The 23,292-nt window shown below is 42.6% G+C and carries 24 protein-coding genes and 1 pseudogene; 5 read left to right on the top strand and 20 right to left on the bottom strand.

What is annotated here, in order from left to right:
- Positions 1 to 32: 32 nt before the first annotated feature.
- From AB4167_RS13775 to AB4167_RS13710, 14 genes and pseudogenes are all read right to left on the bottom strand, one after another.
- Positions 33 to 1,049 (bottom strand): lipopolysaccharide assembly protein LapB, encoded by a 1,017-nt coding sequence (locus AB4167_RS13775; protein WP_017063313.1) that lies wholly within the window; start codon positions 1,047 to 1,049, stop codon positions 33 to 35.
- Positions 1,046 to 2,017, bottom strand: coding sequence for a type II secretion system F family protein (locus AB4167_RS13770; RefSeq protein WP_017063312.1), 972 nt, complete (start codon positions 2,015 to 2,017; stop codon positions 1,046 to 1,048). Before AB4167_RS13770 ends, AB4167_RS13775 begins: the two co-directional genes overlap by 4 nt.
- 3 nt (positions 2,018 to 2,020) lie before the next feature.
- Positions 2,021 to 2,986, bottom strand: coding sequence for a type II secretion system F family protein (locus tag AB4167_RS13765; RefSeq protein ID WP_017063311.1), 966 nt, complete (start codon positions 2,984 to 2,986; stop codon positions 2,021 to 2,023).
- Between the two features lie 10 nt (positions 2,987 to 2,996).
- A pseudogene (locus AB4167_RS13760) lies at positions 2,997 to 4,307 on the bottom strand (CpaF family protein); the annotation flags it as partial.
- A 174-nt stretch (positions 4,308 to 4,481) separates the two neighbouring features.
- Positions 4,482 to 5,696, bottom strand: a complete 1,215-nt coding sequence (locus AB4167_RS13755) for an AAA family ATPase (RefSeq protein WP_371721137.1) — start codon at positions 5,694 to 5,696, stop codon at positions 4,482 to 4,484.
- A gap of 1 nt (position 5,697) precedes the next feature.
- The gene (locus AB4167_RS13750; protein ID WP_017063308.1) at positions 5,698 to 6,198 is read right to left on the bottom strand and encodes a TadE/TadG family type IV pilus assembly protein; all 501 of its coding nucleotides are present in this window, start codon (positions 6,196 to 6,198) and stop codon (positions 5,698 to 5,700) included.
- The gene (locus tag AB4167_RS13745; RefSeq protein WP_017063307.1) at positions 6,198 to 6,626 is read right to left on the bottom strand and encodes a TadE/TadG family type IV pilus assembly protein; all 429 of its coding nucleotides are present in this window, start codon (positions 6,624 to 6,626) and stop codon (positions 6,198 to 6,200) included. The genes AB4167_RS13750 and AB4167_RS13745 overlap by 1 nt, the downstream gene beginning before the upstream one ends.
- Before the next feature lie 2 nt (positions 6,627 to 6,628).
- Positions 6,629 to 7,894: a Tad domain-containing protein gene (locus tag AB4167_RS13740; RefSeq protein WP_017070364.1), complete on the bottom strand. Its 1,266-nt coding sequence runs from the start codon at positions 7,892 to 7,894 to the stop codon at positions 6,629 to 6,631.
- A gap of 14 nt (positions 7,895 to 7,908) precedes the next feature.
- Positions 7,909 to 8,178 (bottom strand): hypothetical protein, encoded by a 270-nt coding sequence (locus AB4167_RS13735; protein WP_017063305.1) that lies wholly within the window; start codon positions 8,176 to 8,178, stop codon positions 7,909 to 7,911.
- Positions 8,168 to 9,625 (bottom strand): type II and III secretion system protein family protein, encoded by a 1,458-nt coding sequence (locus tag AB4167_RS13730; protein ID WP_029235122.1) that lies wholly within the window; start codon positions 9,623 to 9,625, stop codon positions 8,168 to 8,170. Before AB4167_RS13730 ends, AB4167_RS13735 begins: the two co-directional genes overlap by 11 nt.
- A gap of 8 nt (positions 9,626 to 9,633) precedes the next feature.
- Complete coding sequence (cpaB, locus tag AB4167_RS13725) at positions 9,634 to 10,383, bottom strand: Flp pilus assembly protein CpaB (RefSeq protein WP_102331949.1); 750 nt, start codon at positions 10,381 to 10,383, stop codon at positions 9,634 to 9,636.
- Positions 10,376 to 11,725, bottom strand: coding sequence for an AAA family ATPase (locus AB4167_RS13720; RefSeq protein ID WP_136979391.1), 1,350 nt, complete (start codon positions 11,723 to 11,725; stop codon positions 10,376 to 10,378). The genes cpaB and AB4167_RS13720 overlap by 8 nt, the downstream gene beginning before the upstream one ends.
- Before the next feature lie 34 nt (positions 11,726 to 11,759).
- Complete coding sequence (locus AB4167_RS13715; protein WP_136981652.1) at positions 11,760 to 12,290, bottom strand: prepilin peptidase; 531 nt, start codon at positions 12,288 to 12,290, stop codon at positions 11,760 to 11,762.
- A gap of 158 nt (positions 12,291 to 12,448) precedes the next feature.
- Complete coding sequence (locus AB4167_RS13710; RefSeq protein ID WP_017063299.1) at positions 12,449 to 12,637, bottom strand: Flp family type IVb pilin; 189 nt, start codon at positions 12,635 to 12,637, stop codon at positions 12,449 to 12,451.
- A 193-nt stretch (positions 12,638 to 12,830) separates the two neighbouring features.
- Between AB4167_RS13710 and AB4167_RS13705 the strand changes: the two genes are divergently transcribed.
- Both AB4167_RS13705 and AB4167_RS13700 read left to right on the top strand, forming a co-directional pair.
- The gene (locus AB4167_RS13705; RefSeq protein ID WP_017068214.1) at positions 12,831 to 13,574 is read left to right on the top strand and encodes an AraC family transcriptional regulator; all 744 of its coding nucleotides are present in this window, start codon (positions 12,831 to 12,833) and stop codon (positions 13,572 to 13,574) included.
- Positions 13,575 to 13,667: 93 nt separating this feature from the next.
- The gene (locus tag AB4167_RS13700; RefSeq protein ID WP_017068215.1) at positions 13,668 to 15,356 is read left to right on the top strand and encodes an AMP-binding protein; all 1,689 of its coding nucleotides are present in this window, start codon (positions 13,668 to 13,670) and stop codon (positions 15,354 to 15,356) included.
- A 173-nt stretch (positions 15,357 to 15,529) separates the two neighbouring features.
- Here the strand turns inward: AB4167_RS13700 and AB4167_RS13695 are convergent, their stop codons facing one another.
- The 4 genes from AB4167_RS13695 to AB4167_RS13680 all read right to left on the bottom strand — a co-directional run bounded on the left by AB4167_RS13695 (position 15,530) and on the right by AB4167_RS13680 (position 18,701).
- Positions 15,530 to 16,912 carry a VWA domain-containing protein gene (locus AB4167_RS13695; protein ID WP_136979383.1) on the bottom strand — a complete coding sequence of 461 codons (1,383 nt, stop codon included), beginning with the start codon at positions 16,910 to 16,912 and terminating at the stop codon, positions 15,530 to 15,532.
- A gap of 11 nt (positions 16,913 to 16,923) precedes the next feature.
- Positions 16,924 to 17,481: a TadE/TadG family type IV pilus assembly protein gene (locus tag AB4167_RS13690; protein ID WP_017063295.1), complete on the bottom strand. Its 558-nt coding sequence runs from the start codon at positions 17,479 to 17,481 to the stop codon at positions 16,924 to 16,926.
- Between the two features lie 11 nt (positions 17,482 to 17,492).
- Positions 17,493 to 17,987, bottom strand: coding sequence for a TadE family protein (locus AB4167_RS13685; protein WP_017063294.1), 495 nt, complete (start codon positions 17,985 to 17,987; stop codon positions 17,493 to 17,495).
- Between the two features lie 561 nt (positions 17,988 to 18,548).
- On the bottom strand, positions 18,549 to 18,701 hold the full coding sequence (locus AB4167_RS13680; RefSeq protein ID WP_017063293.1) for a hypothetical protein: 153 nt from the start codon (positions 18,699 to 18,701) through the stop codon (positions 18,549 to 18,551).
- A gap of 99 nt (positions 18,702 to 18,800) precedes the next feature.
- Between AB4167_RS13680 and AB4167_RS13675 the strand changes: the two genes are divergently transcribed.
- Positions 18,801 to 19,706: a LysR substrate-binding domain-containing protein gene (locus tag AB4167_RS13675; protein WP_372136669.1), complete on the top strand. Its 906-nt coding sequence runs from the start codon at positions 18,801 to 18,803 to the stop codon at positions 19,704 to 19,706.
- Between the two features lie 112 nt (positions 19,707 to 19,818).
- Here AB4167_RS13675 and AB4167_RS13670 read toward each other — a convergent pair whose 3' ends face one another.
- Positions 19,819 to 20,025 (bottom strand): DUF1127 domain-containing protein, encoded by a 207-nt coding sequence (locus AB4167_RS13670; protein WP_136981650.1) that lies wholly within the window; start codon positions 20,023 to 20,025, stop codon positions 19,819 to 19,821.
- 103 nt (positions 20,026 to 20,128) lie between these two features.
- On the opposite strand from AB4167_RS13670, the gene AB4167_RS13665 reads away from it, so the two are divergent.
- Positions 20,129 to 21,064 (top strand): LysR family transcriptional regulator, encoded by a 936-nt coding sequence (locus AB4167_RS13665; protein ID WP_372136668.1) that lies wholly within the window; start codon positions 20,129 to 20,131, stop codon positions 21,062 to 21,064.
- A gap of 45 nt (positions 21,065 to 21,109) precedes the next feature.
- Positions 21,110 to 21,322 (top strand): VF530 family DNA-binding protein, encoded by a 213-nt coding sequence (locus AB4167_RS13660; protein WP_012604684.1) that lies wholly within the window; start codon positions 21,110 to 21,112, stop codon positions 21,320 to 21,322.
- Positions 21,323 to 21,502: 180 nt separating this feature from the next.
- Here the strand turns inward: AB4167_RS13660 and fusA are convergent.
- The coding region (gene fusA / locus AB4167_RS13655; RefSeq protein WP_372136667.1) for an elongation factor G at positions 21,503 to 23,292 on the bottom strand (1,790 nt) is incomplete at its 5' end.

Raw genomic sequence — 23,292 nt, 5'->3', positions numbered from 1 at the left:
TCTTATTTAGAATGACTTAACTTGATAGGGCGTTATATCGGGGTGCTGGCTTTCATTTCCCTTACCTCTGCCAACGCTCTATTTAGGTTCTCATTAGCAATTTTGTAGTAAGACGGCTTTTTATCGATCGCTTGTTGAAGATAAGGAATCGCTTCATCAGGTCGACCTTGGAGAATTAAAAAATACCCGACATTATTCAACGCTTCGGGAGCATCCATATGACGCATAAAAACGTTGATCGCCTTTTTCACATCGCCGGAAGCTAAGTAAATAAGGGCAAGGTTATTCTGAGCTTTCTCATTGTTAGGCTCAATCTCTAACGCCGAACGAGTGTATTGATACGCTTCTTTGTAGTTGCCATACATGTAATGGGAGTAGCCCATGTTCAACAAGGCTTTTACTGAGGTTTTATCGATAGTGAGCGACTTTTTAAAATACTCTTGAGCTATTTGATGCTTACCTTCAACATCCTCCAATACCCCAATTCCCATATAAGCGAGTGCTGGCGACATGCTATCCACCTTCAAGCCAGCAACTTCACTTTGGCTTAACGCTTGGTAATTTTTAGTCGTTTCACTGCTTTTCAAGCGAACTTGATCGGCATTAATCGCTTTAAAAAAATAACTTCGTCCTTCATCGGTGCGGCGCTGCTTGGTATATAGAACCCCAAGTTGCTCCAACACTTCAGTATGCGCCGGATTAAAATCTAGTGCCGCCAGATAGGCTTTTTCAGCGAGCGCGTAGTTGCCTCTCGATGAGTGAATTCGGCCAATCGTAAACAGCGTTTTATCGTGAAACTCTTGCTCAGGGAAAGACAGAGATCGGATGTACTCATAAAGCGCTAGATCGATATTGTTATCTCTCAGCGCCACATCACCACGCATGATCGCTTCTTTTTCACTAACCGGAGGATCGTCACTGGTTAAGGTGTCAATGGGCTTCCCCGAATACAACTCAGCATCAAACTGATTGGTTGGCTCATCAGAAGAAGCACACCCTAAAACTAATAGCGGCAGCAAAAGTAAAACCATTCTGTTCATTAGCATCATAAACCAACTCCTGGCGCACTTAATGCGTCCATAACAATCATCATCCCAGGTCCTAGGGCAACAATAAAAAAACACGGCCAAATAAATAACAACATAGGAAACAACATTTTAGTTGGTATTTTTGCTGCAATCTCTTCCGCAGCTTGTTGGCGCTTATCTCGAAAATCTTCGGTATAGTCTCGTAACGTTTGCGCTAAGCTCCCCCCCATTCTGGAGGCATGTGAGAGCAAAGAGACGAGCCCGTCTAATTCATGAAGGCCAGTCCGTTCGACAAGTTGACTCAAAGCATCTGGCATCGTGACACCCGCCTGAATTTTGGCAAAAACCGTATCCAGCTCATCGGCAAGTTCGGGCTGTGAGATGTATAACTCATTAGCAACTCGTCCCAGCGCCGCATTAAAGCCAAGGCCTGATTCAGTACAAACCACCAAAAGGTCGAGCGCGTCAGGTACCCCATTTCTAATTTTTCTCTGTCTCTCTTTTTGCATTTTACTCAATACAAAGTTGGGTAAAAACGTGCCGACAAAGATACAAGTCACAATCAATAAGTTGTTATAACTGTCACCAATCGCCAGATAAAACACCACGAACGCACAGACAAACCCGATAAGAGCGGAAAGCACTTTGATGGAATAAAAGACTGAAAGCGCACTTTTTTCATGGTATCCAGCGTGCATGAGCTTTTCTGAATAGCTTTCGTTGTCCTTTTTGTTCCCTCGCCCAATAAATGGCGTTAACGACTCCAAGGTATTCGTAAAATCATAAGACTTCCGGCTGCCCGTTTGGCTACCTCCAGAAATCTGTTTTAACTTTTTATCCAACGGTGAACGAGCGCCAACAAAAAGAAAACCAAGAGTGAGGGTAAGTAACATCGTGGTCAGCAAAATCATCCCGTAGAGTAAGGTTTGACTGCTGATCCCGAACTCAGAGAGTGCTTGTTTCCATACTTCTAAATCAAAGAATTCCATAATTTATATCTCGATATTTATTATTTTTCTTATCCACAATGCCCCAATCGCCAACAAGATCACTCCAATACTGACCATCGATATTCCTCTAGGGTCACTGTACAAAGGCTCAATGTATTCAGGGTTTACGAATTTAAGACCGAAAAACAGGGCAAACGGAGAAAGGGTCAGTATCCAAGCAGAAAGGCGACTCTCAGCTGAAAGGGTTTTGATCTTTCTTTCGAGTTTAAAGCGGGCTCTTAATACCTCAGATACTTTTTGCAGATTCTCAGAGAGGTTCCCCCCTGTCTCTTTCTGCAACATGACGGCACTTGAGAAAGCCAACATCGAAACGGTCGGTGCTCGCTCTGTCATTTGCATGATCGCGAGCCTCAAGTCGTAGCCATAATTAAGCAGGTTATAGGTGTTCTTAAACTCAACACCGATCGGCTCAGGCATCTCTTCACCCACCTCATTGAAAGACTGAACCAATGGCTGCCCCGCTTGTAAGGCTCTTCGAATAATATCCAGAGCCTCTGGCAGCTGCTCTTCGAATCGAGCCATCCTGTATGTCACTCTATTTTGGACAAACAGATAAGCGACAACCCAAGCGAAGACGAAAGCGGCTACACAAATGAACCACACTTGATTAAACACTAAAGCCATTAAAGCCAATAAGGTTCCGCACAAAAATACGATGAACAAAAAGCGACTTAACGTAAGGTGGAGACCCGCTAATTCCAGCATACGTTTTAGGTCGGCAAAGAAAGGAATCACAATTAATTTTCGGTCGAGCGGTGATAGCTCTTTGTTGTAGTGCTCTTTTAAGAGCGACAAGCTCTCTTCATCAATATTTCTTTGTGTCTCTTTTAGACGGCGAGATAACTCTTTGTGTTTGGCTTTTTTCCCGGCTGCTGGCAATAACAAGGCTTGCGAAATAAACAACACCGCAACAAACAATAGGACCAGCGAGACAGTTACGTTATCCATAATCCGTTCCTCAGCTATGTGATTCAGTAAAGAGCTCAAAAGGCAGATCAAGACCACGCTTAACCAATTGGTCATGAGACTGAGGCACTACACCGGTTGCGGTGTAATAACCTAAAATATTGCCATGCTCATCGATGCCTTGACGCTGAAAGTGGAAGATCTCAGACATAGTGATGACCTCTCCTTCCATACCATTGATCTCTTGGATACTAACCATACGGCGCTTACCATCTTCTTGCCTTTCCATCTGAACTACTAGATGGATAGCAGAAGCAATCTGCGCTCTGAGATTTTTGGTAGAAATGTTCCAGCCCGCCATCGAAAACATGTTCTCTACACGGCTTAGTGCATCACGAGGGGTGTTGGCGTGAATGGTTGCAAGGGAACCGTCATGCCCGGTATTCATCGCAGCCAACATATCGACCGCTTCACTACCACGCACCTCCCCGACAACGATACGGTCAGGTCGCATACGTAACGTGTTTTTCACTAGCTCTCGCTGACTTATCTCACCTTTTCCTTCAAGGTTTGCCGGACGAGTTTCAAGACGAATAACATGGGGTTGCTGGAGTTGAAGCTCTGCGGAATCTTCTATTGTGATGATTCGTTGATCTCGTGGGATGAAACCAGAAAAGATATTAAGCGTCGTGGTTTTCCCTGACCCCGTACCGCCTGAAATTAATATATTGAGCTCACCTTTAACGGCCGCTTCGACAAATTTCGCCATTTGCGGAGAGGCTGACTTATATTCCAGCAAGTTGTCCATAGTTAGGCTGTCTACCGCAAAGCGTCGTATGGATACCGATGGGCCATCTAAGGCAAGAGGTGGGATAATTGCATTTACCCGAGAGCCATCGGCCAATCGTGCATCCACCATAGGAGAGGCTTCATCAATTCGACGTCCCACTTGGCTAACAATACGGTCAATGATGTTTCTAAGGTGTCGGTCATCCAAAAACGTATAAGGGGTCTTTTCTAATTTACCACCTCGCTCGACGAACACATTCTTAGGCCCGTTAACCAAAATATCGGATACGGTTTTATCGGCCAGCAATGGTTCTAAAGGCCCTAAACCAAACACTTCATCTTCGATTTGTTTGATCACTCTTTTCCGACCTTCCGCACTCAGAGCATGGCTTTGATCGTCTGCCATTAGCTGAACAATCGCTTCATGAAGGTCAACTTTAGCGCGCTCTTTATCAAGGCTTGAAAGCAGCCCAAGGTCGAGTGTCTCTAAGAGTTGCTTATGGAAATAATGCTTAATTGATAACTCTTGTTCTAAGACTTTTTTTGCTTCATTAACCGATTTTTCTTGTTCTTCGCTGGCATCTAGCCCTTTAAGAACAACAGAATCACTAACGGCTCCTTGAGGAAAGGCAGCAATATTCTCGCTCTCTTGTTGCGAAAACTGTTCTACTTTTTTTTCAAACTCCGGATTTATATTTTTTCGTTTAAAGAACATAACGATCCCTCATCTATGCTTAGAACAAACAACCTATGAAAATATCTTTTTGAGCCAACTTTTCTCTTCTTGCTCTGGAGGAGAAAGGATATGAGACAAATCGATGATCGAGCGTGTAATCGAACTCTTCTTTTTTGACTCAACCAATGGCTGACCTAAATTGGCACTCTCCAATGCGACCTTAAAATCGTTAGGCATTAAATGGATATCATGCTTCCCAACGGTTTGTTCTATGTCTGATAACTTAATGGTTTGTCGTTTCTCATAACGATTCACGATGATCTCGATTGCGTCTTGTTGTAACCCGTACTCAAATTTCAGAGTTCTGACTAAACGGTTACTGTTTTTGACCGACACTAAGGTTTGTTGAGCAACGAGTAACACCTTAGTCGCAGGGGAGATAGCTGATGCGAAAATATGATCTAACCCTCGAGAGAAATCGATAACAATGTAACGATAGAAGCGACGTAATACGGGTAATAACCTCCCAATCTTTTGGGCATGTTCATAATCATCCGCGTTATTTTCATGTTTGAAGCTTAAAACGTGTAACCCCGATGAGTGCTTGTTAACTAAGCTATTCAAAGACATCTCATCCAAATCATTTGAGCTGTCGATAGCATCCGAAATACTGTAGGCTGGGGTGATATTCAAATATTCAGGAATAACTCCAAATTGAAGGTCTATATCAAGTAAAAGCACCTCATTCGGATGGTAACTTGCTATTTCAACGGCCGTGTTTAGCGCTAAGGTTGTCGCCCCCATTCCACCTTTGGTGTTAATAAACAGGAACACCTCCCCGTAGCTAGAGTTTTCAATTTTTTCCGCTGCGGTTTTCTTGAGTAACGGTAAGAGACCAGAAATAGAAATGTCATGAGATAGGAAATCAGAAGCACCCAGTCTTAGCGCTATTTTTAATGATCCATTGTCATTCTCATCACCGAATACAACCAAAGATAAATCATGCTCTTCCAATTGCAGATTATAGCTTTGCAGATCGACCATTTTCTGAGCCCAACCACCACTCGCTTCGACAAAGATAAGGTCGGGAGTATCTATGCTTCTCACATATTCTTCGGTCATGCCTAATAATGAAAAAGAGTCGATATGAACATTTCGACAACGTTTCAATTGCTGCCTCATATGAGCATGAAAGTTTTCATTGCTATAGATAAGCCATACATTCAAGTTGGTTTTAAGGCGAATCGCATCGTCTTCATTCGGTAAAATATCAATTGCTTCGCCCATATTACCCACCCTGTATTTGTTCCGGACATCTTGTCCTAGTATTTGTATTGGCTTTGATTACACCTAAATTCTCAGCGGGTAAAATCGTCTCAAACGCAGGTGCCGCAAGAAACCCATTTGTCCCTAAAAAGCTGAGGTTGCTGATCAGCTGAATGCCATAGCCTGTCGCTCTTGCTCGTACAAACTTAATCGCACTAAAATTGGTTTCGAAATCAGAGGTAATTTCAGAGCCAGCAGCATCCAAATACGCCACCTCCAAGTTGCTATCGCTAAACCCCAGTAGTGGAATGTCTTCTACAACAATCCCCGCAATGTTATCGCGGTCTAAGACGTAACAAACGGTCGCTAGCCTTGCCGCTTTTCTCGTCGCCTCGTTAACAATCTGGAGTGAGAATACATAAGCCCCCAAAGCCAAAATCAGAAAAATCAGCAAGAAAACCAACCAAGAAACTATCGTAAACTCGATAATGGCTAAGCCGTTGTGCTTGTTGATTGGTTTCATCAGAAAACCCTCATAACAGACGACACACTTAAGGGAACAGATAAGCTTTCAGATGAAAATGGAATCGATAAAAAGTGAGGAACATAGTCGTAATTAACCGTTACTCTCACATAACTGTCTGCTGAAGGAGGAGTGACAACTACATCAGAAGTTGCAAGGCTAGAAAGTATCGCCGTACCTACAGTGTTCTTACCGTAAACCACAATATTTTGAATTTCCGCAGTAGGAGCTAATGTCCCACCCTTTGTTCCATACACCTCACTTACAGCATAACGAGCTCCGTTTTGAACCGATTTTGAGATGACATTGTAGTGAATTAGGATGTTTCCCAGTTCAAGAACCAACACCAAGAAAAACAGTAATACTGGTGTCGCAATCAACATTTCAATTGCAGCGAGGCCCTGTTGTTTTTTAAAGTTGTTATCCATAACTAAGAGCCTCCTCCATCTGGGTCTTTATACAAAACAATTTTGTAAGGACCTTCAGTTGATGACTCAGCCCCACCAGAACCGCCAGCAACACTACAAGAATGTATGAATTCACCAAATACTGCAGGAGTACCGGAATTGTTAGTTGGCGCCTTTTGTAATAAGAAGAAGCACCCTATTTTCTGAACGGTAAAACTGGTTACTCCACCACTTTTACCTGAGCAATCGACCATAGGAATAGGAAGAATACGTCGCCATGCTGTACCACCAGACACACAACCAGAGCCCATACTTGCTATACATGCGTTGGTGTCAGCCTCATATTGGGAATAGGTATAAGAGCCATCAAAATCAATATCACCCGTTTTACTGTCTATCTTAATTTCAGAACTGGGCTCAGTCGTTACATAATCAGATGGGTAATCTGAACTTGATAAGCCGCCACCATAATCACCAAAACGAGTATTTAAACCATCAGCTGTAGGCCCAACCGTTCCCCCAGGCTTGGTAGTAACACTATCGCCAATAGCGACAGAGTAATCATAGTAACCAGCCAAGGCTTCTTTTACCGTGCTACCTCCAGATCCAAAGTCCAGTAGGTGATAATTACCATTTCCCATTTGAGACAGTTTTTTATCGCCCACTTTTAGAGCATGAACTGTACCTACCTCATAACCAAAGACATTGGTAATTGCCTCACCGGTAGCATCATCATAACCATCTTCGTTAATATCGTTATCTGAAGTCCCGTCACCAGTACACACTCCAATGGGTACAATATTATTCACAACTTGCAGTCCTGAGCTTGGTCCTGCAACCGCTGTTGCCGATACGCTTTTTGCTAAACCAAACATCTGAATAAAGAATTCATCCATATCTAATGAGCTGACATTAACTCGAACATATACATCATCATCAGCACCAAACGTAGGGGTCCCCGCAAAGCTTTGAGGGTCGTTAGAGTATTCAACGCTAACCACTGCAGTTGAGAAATCAAATTCATGATTACCAGAAGCCCCCGCCATAGCATTCAATGTTGATGTAACTTCTGCAGATACCGCGGTTTGATCTTTACTGTTATCCAAAATAGTCGCTGCCGCTAACGCCGCTGAGTCAACCGCATTCTGTAAGCGCGTTTTATTCACTAGCATATGGTTGATATCCACGGCTAACGCTGACACAGCAAGGAAGACAAGCAACGCTATAGTCACAAATATGACAACCAATCCGCCCTGTTTTTTAGGTTTTCTTGATACTTGATACAACATAAAGTACCTCCAAACTAATTAAAGCTCTGTAAGACCTGACTATTGCTCTCTGAAAGATCTTCATCGCCTTTACCCACGTAACTGTCGTAACCAGCCTGCATGCGCTCCCCGGTACCATCAGGTAAAACCTGCAAGTTCTCTTGAGTTGCATTCGGGTTGTACGTTTGCTCCATTTTCAGCTTAGCAACCGACTGCCCCAAAGGCGCGTCATTCGCACAACCGACTAATACCAGTGCGAGAAAGACCATCATTGTTCTAATCATATCTATCTCCTTATAAATCATGACCAAATGAACCTTCGCTACCACCATCAGTTGGCGCGATGTCTTTAGCGGAACTTGAATTATTCTTGTCTTCAGAGTCAGAAGGCTCAGCAATGTAAGCGCTTTTACCTAACAAGTAATATTCCAGGTCATTAGGGTCAACAAAGGCATCAGTTGGTAGTGTGACTTGACTTCTGTCCACTGGTTTAGCGAGTCGAGGAGTAACAAGAATGACAAGCTCTGTTTCTCCCGATACGTATTCTTGACTATTGAAAAGCTGGCCTAGGATCGGCACATCACCAATACCCGGCATTTTGTTGCTGATATCACGCACGTTCTCGCTCAGTAGCCCTGCAATACCGATGGTTTGTCCATCTGCAAGCTCAAGCGTAGAAGAGGCGCTTCGACGTGTAATTGGTGGAATAAAGTAAGTCGCGTTGGTCGAGCCGGGGTCGATAGTCAATGAACTGCTGTTCGCAATTTCACTTACATCAACCGCTAAGTTCAGGTTGATCTTTTTATCACTGAGTACGGTCGGTATAAATTTCAGCCCTACCCCGTATTCTTTGTATTCAATGGTAATCCCATCATCATCCGGAACTGGAATTGGAAATTCACCACCCGCGAGAAACTCGGCCTTAGAGCCACTCAATGCAGTTAAATTCGGCTCTGCTAATACCTTCGCGACACCATTTTGCTTGGCGACATCCAATGCAAAGGTAAATAAGGTATTACTATCGATGAAAGACCCTAGAATCCCGTAATCAGTTGAGGTAGGAATATCGAAGATTGGTGTTGCACCCAGTACACCAGCAGGAACAGATGAAGCTCCCCACGAAAAGTTGGAACCACTGGTTTGGAAGAAGTGGAAATTAGCATCGAACTTTCTCACTAAACTCCGCTGAACCTCGGCGACAGTTACCTCTAACATCACCTGTTGGGCGCCACCGATAGACATTAAGTTGATAACACCAGTTGCAGCAGCTTGCTCACTACCACTCTCTTTAGAATCATCTGCAGCCTGCCCTGCGGCGTAGGTTTCAGCAATTCTCATAGCGACATTCATCTTCTGTTGATTACTGATTTGCCCACTCAACAGCAAGCGATTCTGAGCGCTATGTACCTCGATAGTCTCGTCAGGAAGAAACTCATACAGCTTGGATTTCAGGCTATTAAGATCATGAGTCACCTCGATATTAATAGACTCAATCAACTGGCCTCGAGAATCCCAAGCCATCAAGTTGGTTGCACCTAACTTGTTACCAATCAAAAACACTTCGTTAGATTTCAAAATCACGATGTCCAAAACATCAGGGTCGCCAAGTGAAACCTTGCTCGCTTTACCTGATAACACGACATGCGTCGATTTATGATGCGGAACCGTGACTGTTTTTCCGGTTTGCAATGCAGCAAAACTTACGTTCGAAAAACAAAGCAGGCTCAAAACACACGCTAATATTATTCTCATATCTCACCTCAATCCTTGACGCGCACATTAGATGTTTCCGTACCCTTGATAATGGTCACGCTTGGTCTAGGCACGTATCGACGAACGACTTTCTTCTCAACTTCATGAGGATTTCTTAAGGTAAGCTGAATACTGCCTTTGCTCTTAGCCGTCAGAAGCTTTTCTGCATCTTTGGGGGTCACCTCAAGTGTTACCGCACGAACAATAATGGGGCTGTTTTCTTTGGTTCTGGCGGTCTGGTCTACCGCGAGCACTTTAATGTCTTTCAACACAGTTCGAGTGGCCGCAGAGTTTTTACCGTAGGAAACGGTATTGAGAATATCGACCTTGTTCCCGGGTAATAGAAACCCAGCTACACCGATAACGTCATCGACTCGAATTGTTACCGCTCGTTTATTTTCAGGAATCAAAGCCGCAAGTGTGGAGCCTTCACCAGGAACGGTGAAACGCAGCTTGTGAAGCACCTCTCCGGCATAAATGGTATTAGCGACAACCTGACCAATCAGCTCAGATTTATCCGAATAGTTGTTTTCATTGATCCAATCAACTTCCATCAACTTCGTCGTTAAATACTGCTCTTCAATTATGGTTCCAGCTTCAATTTCTTGAGAGGCCACTACAACCGGGTGACGTTCAACTTCTTCGACTTCTATCGTCGGTTGAACTTGGTTGTCCATCCATTGCTTAGCAAAAAATACAGCCGCTAAGCCGAATACTACGGACAGTAAAAACAATAGGAATACCTGACTCTTATTCATTATTTTCTTCCTCGTGTCCATCAGAGGTAAAGTAGACTTCCCATGCCATGGAAAGAATATCGAAAGTAATAACGGGCGGGAGCTGCTCAAATGAAAGGATATCTTTGCTAATACCAGCGAGATCTTTAGGTAAGCAAGGGAAAAGAGGCACTTTGTAAAGCGTGTGCATTTGAGATAAGCGCTCAAAGAAACCGCTTTGAAGTTCTAGCTCTTTCTCTGCCACAACATTCATCCACAAGGATTCATAGTCACGCAGATTAAGAGGCTTGAATTCGATTTTATAACCCAAGCGACGCAAAAATGCCGGATCACTGATCTTCTCCGGATTTAAGTTAGTAGAGAAAGCGAGGGTCAACACAAATGGCATTGTCACTTGCTGACCATTCGGCAACGAAAGATGATCGAAGTAATATTCCATTGGAACAATCCATCGATTGAGCAGGTTATCGACTGGCATTGGCTGACGCCCGAGGTCATCAATCACCAGAATTCCGTTATTCGCCATCATTTGTAACGGTGCCAACCACACTCGGCTGTTCTCTGAATGATTAACTTCAAGCATATCCATGGTTAGCTCTCCGCCCACCTGAATATTCGGTCTCTCACAATTGAGCCAACGCTTGTCGTACTGATCCTTAAGAGAAACCAATGTTTCACTGCCGTTGCGATCAAGCGGTTTATGGTGTTGCGTAGAGAAAACCTTAATAATGTTACCGAAGGCATAGACTGCATAAGGGATAAAAACTGAAGTGTGTAATGCATTAACTATGCGTGTCGCAACAAATGTTTTACCTGTACCGGCATGCCCATACAAAAGCAGAGCTCGTCCCGAGTTAATTGCCGGGCCTAGCACGGAGATCATTTTGTCTACGCCGTAAACATCACTAAGAGCCGCTTCAACATGTGGTCTGGTCACCAATTCCGCTCGCAAGTCTTGTTGTTTTACAATGTCACTGTATTGAGCAAGTGAAACGGGAACCGGGCCTAAATAAGCATCTCGAGTAAAAGCGAGATCTGCTTCTTCTATGCCCTTTTCTGATAAGGAGTAGCGAACATGACTGTGTGAAGAGGAGTCTAAAGATAAAGCTGAAGTTGGTTGAAAGACTTCAATGAATGATTTCTTTCTAAGTACCGCAAGTCCATTCTCAACAATATGGGTAACCACACACAAATGGTTAGAAAGCTCCAACACATCAGACTTAGGGTAAGCGGATAAGTGTTTAAGTAATAAGTTTTCAATCACAACTTCAGGTATACCAAGCGATTCAATGGAAGTCGGAACCAAAGGAGCTGATATTTGAGGCTTTAAATTACTCGGGGACGGTATCCCTCTAATATCCATATGTTCTCTCCAACACATCGAATTTCAATTTAAATTACGTAAAATAGCTATACATCGCTAAGCCTATAACAACTGAAGGTGCGAAAGGCATCGTCACCTTATTTGAATACCTAGAATGAACCGTTGACACAGTTTTTGTGCTGGTTGACATTCCACTAACTAACATTAGTTTCTCTTCAAAATAACCTTTTACCGTTAGAGACTCGCTGTTCGCACGGTTATAAAGTAAGTAAAACACAGCAATTATTCCCGCGGAAATGATAATATAATAAGTAATATCGAGTAGGTTACCCCATCCAACATATAGCCCTATCACCCCAAAAAATTTCACATCGCCAGCAGACATTGCTCTCAAGAAATATAAAATAAGTCCCGAAGAGAAAAAAACAGCCGCCCCAACCAAAGAAGTGCCAAGTGAACCCCAAGTTAATCCACTATTAATCGCAATAATAAAGTACAACAATACAAATAAAATCAGAACCTTATTCGGTATTCGATTTTCTTTCACATCAAATACTGATACCACAACCAATAGCACCCAAAAAACTAGAGATTCACTTATCATTCATATACCTGACACAATTAATTGAAATTTACTGAACAAGGATACAGCTATACCAGAGAATATTGCCCAAGCGAGAAAAACAAGCAAAGCCGCACCGATAATGTATTCGACAATGGTTAGTCCTTTCTGCTTTTTTATTCTCTTAATATTCATAGTTTCTATGGTGCTGTCGTCGTACTAATCGCACCAACAATCGCGCTTAGTTTCGTTGATAACGCACTACCTATTCCACTAAATATAGTTGTCAATCCTAAAACGAGCATAGCAGCACCGATCACATATTCTATGACCGTCAGACCTTCTTCATCATTCATGAATTCTTTAATGTTTTTCAATAAGTTACTCATAAGAATCTCTCCTTGATTTACGTATCAGGTTTTATTTACCTGTAAACTAAATCTAGAGCCGAACCATATATTCGGTTAGGATTTTCTTGCCATTTACTTGCACTTTTTTGTCGCACTTCTAATCTATTTAAATAAACACATTCATCAATACTTCTCTTACTGCTTATTTAAGTATGATACCGGTTTAATAACTATGAATATAATTACACCTTTACTGTCAGATATAGATAGCGACTTTAATTCAATCATCATCAATAAAATAAGTCGTTACTTTCTCATAAAAAACCATAAACAGGACATATCTATAATCAGCCACTTAGATGTAAGGTTAGTATTTTTTATATTGAATAAAACGGATGAACTTCAACTACTTAAAATGGCACTATCTATTTGTGAAAACTTGAACAAGCGAATTGTTATTATTTGTACAGGTCAGATACCTAATAACGTTCGAAATCATAAGAATGTATTCTTCGTAATTGAAACAATCAGTCATCATCTGACCAGTTCATTCGAAGAACTAAAGCATAAAACCCAACACATCTTTGAAGCACATTTCGACCTCGATCGAGACATGAATAACAATAACCAAGAACCGACAAAACAGTTTACTTCTGAAGTTGTTAACTTTGTTATGGATAACATTAACAAGGAAATAAGAGAAACAGACATAGCTGAAAAATGTCACTGCTCAGCAACCTACTTTTCTAAGAAGTTTCATCTACACTTTGGAGTAAGCTTTAGAGACTTTGTGTGCGATAAACGAATCCTGTTAGCCAAGAAGTTAATCGAAGCCGATACCGAATCAAAAATAGCTGTAATTTCTTATCAATGTGGCTACAAGGATGTGTCGTATTTTTCAAGAATTTTTAAGAAAAGGACGGGCGTAACCCCTGCAAGCTATAGACGTGCCTGCACAGATAACAGAAAACGCTAATTTTACTCCCTAAAAGAAAAAATCATGGTACATTTAACATGATTTTAACAAAAATAACCAAAAATAACTTAGCGAAAAACATGGAGTTAGACAATGATTCAGCCTAACGAGTTTAGCCAAGAACAAGCAACAGCTCTCCCTACACCCAATGACATGATTTTAAAATGGGCAGAAGAACGCCCAGATGAAGTCTATTTGAAACAGATTATTAATCGCCAATTTGTCGAATTTACTTATAAAGAAGTAGCAGACAAAGCACTGAAATTGGCGTCAGCATTAGAAGGACTCGGAGCCCAACCTGGCGATCGAGTCGCTCTCGTATCGAAAAACTGTGCAGAATGGTTCATCTGCGATCTTGCCATGATGTTAGGAGATTTTGTCAGCGTCCCAATCTTTCCTACAGCGGGTGCAGACACCATTCAGTACTGTATTGAACACAGTGAAAGTAAAATTGTGATTGCGGGTAAGCTTGACGATCCTAAAGCCACTCAAAAAGTACTTGATGACAATCCGAGCTTAGTGAGTATTTCACTACCATACGACAGTGCAGCGAAGTGCCAACACACTTTCGAACAGCTCATTGATACACATGAACGATCAACCAAACGCCCTCAGCATCACGACGATAAGCTTATGTCACTTGTTTATACATCGGGTACATCAGGGTTACCAAAAGGCGCAATGCTCACGTACGGTGCGTTTACTTGGTCTGTTCAAAGGTTGATTGACCATATTGGGATCCAACCTGGCGATCGCCTGTTTTCTTACCTACCGCTTGCTCATATTACAGAACGCGTTTACATCTTTGGTTCTTCAGTAATGGGGGGCGTGGTTACGGCTTTCCCAGAATCTTTAGACACCTTTATTGATGATGTGAAAATGCATCGCCCTACACTGTTTATTTCAGTTCCTCGCTTATGGACTCTGTTCCAGCAGCGAATCCAAGACAAATTGCCACAGAAGAAACTGAACTTCTTATTGAAGATTCCGTTTATCAACAACATCATTAAGAAGAAGCTTGCTGATGGCTTAGGGTTAGACCAAGCTCGTGTTCTCGGCTGTGGTTCTGCACCTGTATCACCCGCTCTACTCGCATGGTATGAGAGTGTTGGCCTGCACATTACCGAGGCATGGGGCATGACAGAGTCTTTCGCCTACAGCACGCTCAACTACCCATTCAGAGCCGATAAAATTGGTACGGTTGGTAATGCAGGTCCAGGGATCGAACTCAAAATAGCTGAAGATGAAGAGATTCTAGTTCGAGGCAAAGGCTTATTCTCTGGTTACTACAAGAATGATATTGCAACCCAAGAGTCTTTTAACTCGGATGGTTGGCTTCATACCGGTGATATCGGTGATATCGATAGTGAAGGTTACCTAACGATTCGTGGGCGTAAGAAAGATACCTTTAAAACAGCTAAAGGTAAGTTTGTTGCCCCTGTACCAATCGAAAACAAACTGTTTGAGTACAGCCGCGTAGAAATGATGTGTTTGATAGGGCTTGGCCTACCAGGCCCAATCCTACTTGTGGTACCGCATGACTTCCCTAATTTCGATAGAGCTCGCTATGAGAAAACGACAAAGCGCGTTATCGAGAAAATGAACGAGCAGCTCGGTTCACATGAGAAGATCAAAGGTGTATTGATGATTAAGGAACCATGGAGCATTGAGAATGGCGTGTTAACCCCGACTCTCAAAATCAAGCGACATATCCTTGAGCAGAAATACCATGAAGTTGGTCATAACTGGCCGAAAGATAAATTGGTGGTTTGGGAAGAATAACCATGACTTCCACCTAACACTGAATAAAGAGTGCTACTAAACTGAAACTAGCACTAAGAGGGAGCTTGAGAGCTCCCTCTTTTTATATGACCCACTTTCTGTTGGCCTTTCTTCCTATTGACCGTTTTTCTACTGACAGCCTTATTGCAAGTAAACCGACCCGCAGACAACTATTACAAGGTTAACCTGATAATTACGTCTAACATCTCATCAAAACAAGGACCTAGCGCCTCTTCATCGATGGCATGACAATACACTCCTTCAAGCTGAGCAGGGTCATAATCCGCACTAAGATCAGGATCATCTAATAGCGCACTAGAATTCGCCATCCGTAGCAATAAGTCTTCACCAAACTCGCTATCAGGTCCTGTCGCTGATGTTAGAGATGAACCTAACCCTAACGTAAATACATAAATATCTTCCGTTCTGGCTTTTTCCGCAATATCTTCGACGAGATTACGCGCAACCCGATTTACACGGGTATACAAATCATTCGCTGAATGACTATCTGGATCATATTGCGCGACTGGACGCAACGCATGAGACGGATTTAGAATGTTGAACTCGGTGGCGCTTGAATCATGAGTCGTGTAGTACTGGGGCATCTCACTGATATGGTCATCAATATCATTTCCCTCATAGCCACCAGATAAAGTGGTGGCTATCGAGTCATGCCTCCAAAGCCCTCTCGGCGTACCACTGGAACCATCGCTTGATCGAATAGCGCCCGTATGTGAATCCCCGTCCTCAAAATCAAACGTGGTTGCAAAGGTGTTTGGTGCTCCATCGGTAAAGAACACGATCACTTTCAAATTTGCCGGATCAGTCACCGTTCTCAGTTCATTCAGAGCTCGATACATCCCTTCCGATGCATTGGTATATTGTGCGTTCGAGGTACTACCAAAGTTAAAGCTATCAATTTCAGATTTGATAGTGCTTCGACTGTGTCCTCGAGTCGATGTGAACCCAACAGGTACCTCTGACCCAAACGCAAATTTCACCAACGAGATACGATCAAAACCTTCATGAAAATTCTCAACGAATGACTTAGACCTATCGATGACATCTTGAGTCACGTCGCCGATACTCCCTAACCTCAAAGATGTAGTGTTATCAATCACTAACACTAAATCTACAGGGCGGCGGATCGACTGTGCGGATACACCAGGGTTAAACGTGTCTAGCCCTATCAATGGCAAAAAAACAGTGGGCACTTGCGCTGTTGCTGAGATATCGATAGAGATATTACCAAACGAATCATTAGCGAAATTGACTGCGCCTAAGCTAGGAGTGGCTGAATAGAAGTCTGCGGGGATATTAGCTGCAAAATATTTTTGAGCAGCTGCCCGTCCAGCATCTTCGCCATTAGCGACCGCCCTTGCAGCCGCAATGCTGGCTGCATCGACCGCGGCAAATAATTTCGACTTAACAATATAAGCTCGACCAGCGTCAACAGAAAGACCAACAACTAAGAGTATAAAAGGCAGCGCAATAATTGACATCAAAGCCACTAACCCACGACTGTAACGATATTTGATTGGGGTTCCCTTATCCATATCGACCTCCCTTACATATATGTTGTGTCGCTCAGAATGTATTCATCATCAAACACTCGACTAAAAATAGGCGAGTAGTCGTAAAAGACTTCAACGCTGTACACAATCTCTCCATCATCAAGTGCAACCGCTAAGTTGTTAACAACAGGAGGATCATCAGCATCCACATCCGAGCACTCTCCATCATTGGCCCAATTGCTGCAGCTCGCCCAAATAGCACTGTTTTTACTTAACCCGTGCTGGTTCCATCGATACTGACTTTTAATGTATGGAGAAGCATCTTCTTGACCGACCAACTCAGTAATGTAAATAACGCCGTCTTGCGTTAAATCCAAAGTGCCTGATGTTGTCGCTATGATGTCCATGACTTCTTGTGGGGTATCAGTGTTACTTCGCGAGATAATGTTTCCACCTTCTCGACTGATACTGATAATAACGTGGTTAGCTTGAATGAGATGTGTTATGTCGACAGCCGCCACGATCAGTAGCATAAATAAAGGCGCTATCAACGTCATTTCGATTGCTGCAAAACCTTTCTGAGCGGCTTTTTTCAATTTAAAAGGAAACATCCAGTCCCTCCCTAAAAAGCTTCGTTTTTCATCGCTGCGCTGACGGTAAATTTGAATTTTCCATCATCGAGCAAAACATACATATAGGGATTTACAGATGGCCACTCACAATCAAGATGAATAGAAATAATGTCTCCAGAACCGCCAAAGCCGGTGATTGCATTACCATAGACATCTTCAACACGTATATTCTGAACATCCATCACTTTATCGAGTAAACCGCTCGACGATTGAGAGATTTTTTCCAAGATAGCCGCTTCGCGATCACTCGATGAGTCAGGATCCAAGTCAGAACGACCTGTAATGGCATATCTTGCCCCCTCCCTTGCCGAGTGTTGCATGGTCAGTTTAACGAACCCATAAATACCAAGGTCAACAACCGTTAAAAAAAGCGCAAAAAACAGGCTCACCACAATCGTAAATTCGATAATAGCGATACCTTTTATTTTGGATTTTAGACCGCTTCGATAGCGGTTACCTTCTGAACCTCTTGAAATAAATTTCATACAGCCCCCACCCTTTCGTCTTTCTATTCACCCTATCTAGCCCAATAGAATCCTAGGAGATATAGAAAGACTCAACATTACAGATATAGAATTGATAAATGAGTTATTCAAGCAGTATTCAATTAATCAATTTCAACACTATTAATACGGAGGTGGATTCAAACTGTTTTTTGTTTAATTTAATTTAATTCAATTGCTTATATAAAATTAAAGGTTCTAATAAAACATAGTAATTTAATTTTCATTTATTAATCCCAAAAATAACTGTCTGTTTTATATCCATTAGACAAAGAAAGGAAAAAACATTATGACGCTTGTTTTTATATAAATCAGAGTTAAAGTCTCAAAAATAAGACAACGTAAATTGAAAAATAAGCATTTAGTTTAGTAGGAATGGATTTTTATAAGTACTCGATGATTAATGGGTAAAGTCAGGCTGGATTAAGCGAGTACAAATGAATATTGTGGCCGAGATAGAACCAGCAAAACTAGCCTTCACGCTAATGGATACATAAGTCATGATTATAAACATTTAGTATAATCAGAAGCATCGTTATTCTCTTACTCTAACCCTATATCTTCTTTCATCCTACGACTCAGCTGTTCTGCACATAAAACCTTATTCTGTTTCGCCTTAGCCTTACCTCCTTTGATCTTATTATTTTTAAACAACTTAGTCCCATAAAATCTTGTCCAACGGATTAATGCTTCCATAATTGCTCTCTTGTATTTGCCATCGTTCTGTCGTTATTATGAAAACAACCTGTTCGATAATCGAACAACCATTATTAACAAGAACTATAAGCTGAGATTATGGATAATAGACTGCGTCACCTTTCAGGTCTCCGTTACTTTGAAGTTGCGGCTCGCTTGAACAATTACAGCAAAGCTGCTGAAGAGCTGTTCGTCACTCAAGCAGCCGTCAGCCAGAAGATTCGACAGTTAGAAGAACAGGTTGGATGTAAGCTCTTTATTCGTAAGGGGCGTGCAATGACTTTGACGCATGAAGGGCACACACTTTTTAGACATGTCTCTGATGGATTTCAAGATATTCTGCTGGGGTTAAACAAGATCCAATCAGAACCTATTCAAGGGCTACTTGTTGTTAGAAGTCCCCCCTCTTTTGCTTCTCGTTGGTTACTGCCTAGGCTGTGGAAGTTCTCGGTAAAGCACCCAGAGATCCCAATTAAGATACTAACAGGGTGTGATACACCAAATTTAAAACATGGCGAAATTGATGTGGCTATTCGACAAGGTGAAGATCTATGCGTTGAAGAAGGCTTGATTCTTGAGATGCTAATCAACGAACCGGTTTACCCTTTTTGTTCCCCTAAACTCGCAAACTCTTTGAACTTAACATCACCTGAACAACTCCTCAAATGTTGGCTGATTCAGTTTGATAGCGGTTGTTTCCCGTGGGATGAATGGTTTAGGCAAGCAAACATATCGACTCAAAGCAGCACCATTCAGTGGATGGAAGTCGGTACCTTTGATATGGGGCTAACCACGGTCATGGCGGGACATGGGGTTTGCTTGGCAACAGACAGCTTAGCTGGTGACTTCATCGAACGCGGCTTACTAGTGAAGCCCTTTGATATAGGCATGACACCTGGGGTTCAAGTCAACCTATGCTTTGATCCTAGCTCGCCGAGGAAAGAACGTATTGAGGCATTTACTGAGTGGTTGCATGAAGAAGTGTCTGAAATATCTAAGAGCTAACTTTAGCTTTGGCTTTGGCTTTGGCTTTGCAAAGATAACTCAGCATTACTTATCACACTCCGCGTTCACGTAACTCCTTTTATATAGATAGAGTTACGTGCGTGAAGTTTATTTACTCCCAAAAAGATTTTTTCATCTCTTCATTAGCCTGCTCTCGGGTAATACCAACATCTTCAAGTAAATGATCCGATAGCTCTGCTAGGTGTTTTCTCGTCCTACGATTCTGAAGATAAATCCTAAATTTAGAATAGAATTTCTTAATTGATAATGATGACAAAAATGAATGGTTGGTATTTGCGGTTGCTGTGATCGTATCCATAACCTTTCTCCTGTTGATCTCTCGCTTTGTTATGGTCAATAATCGACCAATAGAGCAACATCGACAAACGATAGATACTGGCATTCAGTTAAGGAAAACTAATGTGAGAGAGCGCACCCCACCTTTCCAAGGGATATACTATTTTTATACTGCGGCTGAAACAGGCAGTTTTAAGCTTGCAGCAGAAAAGCTATTTGTCACGGCTGCAGCAGTCAGCCAACAAATTCGCCAACTTGAAGAATGGTTAGGCGCAGACCTGTTTATTCGTCAGCACCGAAAAATAGTACTCACTCATGAAGGTGAAGTGCTCTATCTACAAGCGAAGAAAGGCTTTGCTCATATTCAAGATGGAGTAAGACGAATAAACCAAGACCCCAACCCCACTCAGTTATCGATTTCGACCGTACCCTCTTTTGCACAACATTGGTTAGTGCATAGAATTGGCAACTTTCGCGATCGCCACCCTGATCTATCTATGTTAATTGAGCCGACCAATAAGCTAGTCACATTTGAAGATTCTAATGTCGATATCTGTGGAAATTACCCTAACATCGAATCACGCTGGTTGATGGACGAGGTCATTTACCCGGTTTGTCACCCTATCTATCAAGAGAAACACGGTATCTATGACATCGACGATCTGCATAAAGCGGAACTGATTGAAGACCGTTGGCCTGATATGGATTGGAATCTATGGTTAGACGTTGCTGGGGCGAAGGCAGGACGTTCATCATTGCAATTTGACGGCTCACATTTTGTTTTAGAGGGTGCATTATCCGTTCAGGGCGTTGCCTTGGTTAAGCACAGCTTGGTGTATCGCTATTTGCAGGAAAAGAAACTCGTCCGAATCGGTAATATCGCGCTGAAGCCTAAATACAATTACTTTTTATGCGCGCCTCCAGGTTACTTCCATCGAGAAAAGATAAAACGCTTCGAAGAATGGATGCAGACTCAAGTTAAATTGTTTGGTGATACAGGTAGAGAAGAGCTTTCGATTATCCACACCGATTACGAACTCAAATGGTCGGATAATTCATAAAGCGAAACTGGTATACTTAGCTCAAATAAATGGCGAGAACATCTCATGACACAAGACAATAATCCACTTCACGGTATCACTCTACAGAAGCTACTGACTGAATTAGTTGAACATTACGGTTGGGAAGAGTTGAGTTACATGGTGAACATCAACTGCTTTAAAAAAGACCCGAGCATTAAATCGAGCTTAAAATTTTTGCGTAAAACAGATTGGGCTCGTACCAAGGTAGAGCAGATTTACATCGACTTAAAGCGTTAATCTCTCCCTACTTTATCTGTCCCGTGTTGATTAAATACGGGACAACCCCTGTGTCTACTTTTTAGGGGCCACATCAACATCACATCTCGCATCTCGCATCTCGCAGTATGTTACAAGCAATAAAAAGCCCCGCAAGCTTTCACTTGCGGGGCTTTTTTAGCTAATTGAGAAAAGGGCTAATTACTTACCAGCTTCTTTTTCTGCTTTAACTTTTGCAATCACTTCGTCAGCAACGTTAGTTGGACATGGTGCGTATTGTGCGAATTCCATAGAGAATTGGCCACGACCAGAAGTGATAGTACGTAGGTGACCGATGTAGCCGAACATCTCAGAAAGAGGTACGTCAGCTTTAATACGAACACCAGTTACGCCAGCTTGTTGATCTTTGATCATGCCACGACGACGGTTAAGGTCACCGATAACATCACCAACGTGATCGTCTGGAGTGAACACGTCAACGTTCATGATTGGCTCAAGAAGTTGCGCGCCAGCTTTAGGCATAGATTGACGGAATGCGCCTTTCGCTGCGATTTCAAATGCGATAGCAGATGAATCGACTGCGTGGAAACCACCATCGAAAAGTTCAACTTCAACGTCTAGAGTTGGGAAGCCAGCTAGTACGCCGTTTTCCATCATAGATGCGAAGCCTTTCTCAACTGCAGGCCAGAATTCTTTAGGAACGTTACCGCCCACAACTACAGAGTTGAACTTGAAGCCAGAACCTGCTTCGCCTGGTTTGATACGGTAATCGATCTTACCGAATTGACCAGAACCACCAGATTGCTTCTTGTGCGTGTAGCTATCTTCAATTGCTTGAGTGATAGTTTCACGGTAAGCAACTTGAGGAGCACCTACAGTTAGGTCAACGCCGTATGTACGCTTAAGGATATCTACCTTGATGTCTAGGTGAAGTTCACCCATACCTTTCAGGATAGTTTCGCCAGTCTCTTCGTCAGTCTCAACTTGGAAAGATGGATCTTCTGCAACCATTTTACCGATAGCGATACCCATTTTCTCAGAACCGCCTTTATCTTTTGGAGATACAGCGATTGAGATTACTGGAGTTGGGAATACCATTGGCTCAAGCGTTACTTGGTGCTTAGGATCACATAGAGTGTGACCAGTTTGCACGTTCTTCATACCAACGATCGCAATGATGTCACCAGCTTGTGCGCTAGTTAGTTCGTTACGGTCATCAGCTTGCATCTCAACCATACGGCCAACACGTTCAGTCTTGCCAGTGAATGAGTTAAGAATCGTGTCACCTTTGTTCAGTTTACCAGAGTAAATACGAACGAAAGTTAGAGCACCGAAACGGTCATCCATGATTTTGAATGCAAGCGCTTTGAAAGTCTCATCTGTAGAAACGATAGCGTGTTCGCCAGTTTCTTCACCGTTCTCATCCATTAGAGGCTGAGGGTCAACTTCAGTTGGTGCTGGTAGGTAATCTACTACAGCATCAAGGATAAGTTGCATACCTTTGTTCTTGAACGCAGAACCACAGAACGTTGGGAAGAATGCGATATCACGAGTACCTTTACGGATACAACGCTTAACGTCTTCAATAGAAGGCTCTTCACCTTCCATGTAAGCTTCCATTAGGTCATCGTCTTGCTCTACAGCTGTTTCGATTAGCTCTTCACGGTATTGCTCAACGTCATCAACCATGTCCGCTGGAACATCTTTGATTTCGTAGTTTTCAGGAAGACCAGTGTCATCCCAAACGTATGCTTTACGGCTTAGTAGGTCTACAACACCAACGAACTCGTCTTCACGGCCGATTGGTAGAACCATTACTAGAGGAGTTGCACCTAGAACGTTTTTAACTTGGTCAACAACGTTGTAGAAGTCTGCACCCATACGGTCTAGTTTGTTAACGAAGATCAGACGAGATACTTCTGATTCGTTAGCGTAGCGCCAGTTAGTTTCTGATTGAGGTTCAACACCACCAGAACCACAGAATACACCGA

The sequence above is a fragment of the Vibrio sp. 10N.286.49.E11 genome, assembly GCF_041469505.1.
Classification (GTDB): domain Bacteria; phylum Pseudomonadota; class Gammaproteobacteria; order Enterobacterales; family Vibrionaceae; genus Vibrio; species Vibrio crassostreae_C.
The sequence above is the reverse complement of the archived record's forward strand: the minus strand, read 5'-3'. Positions and strand labels throughout refer to the sequence as shown.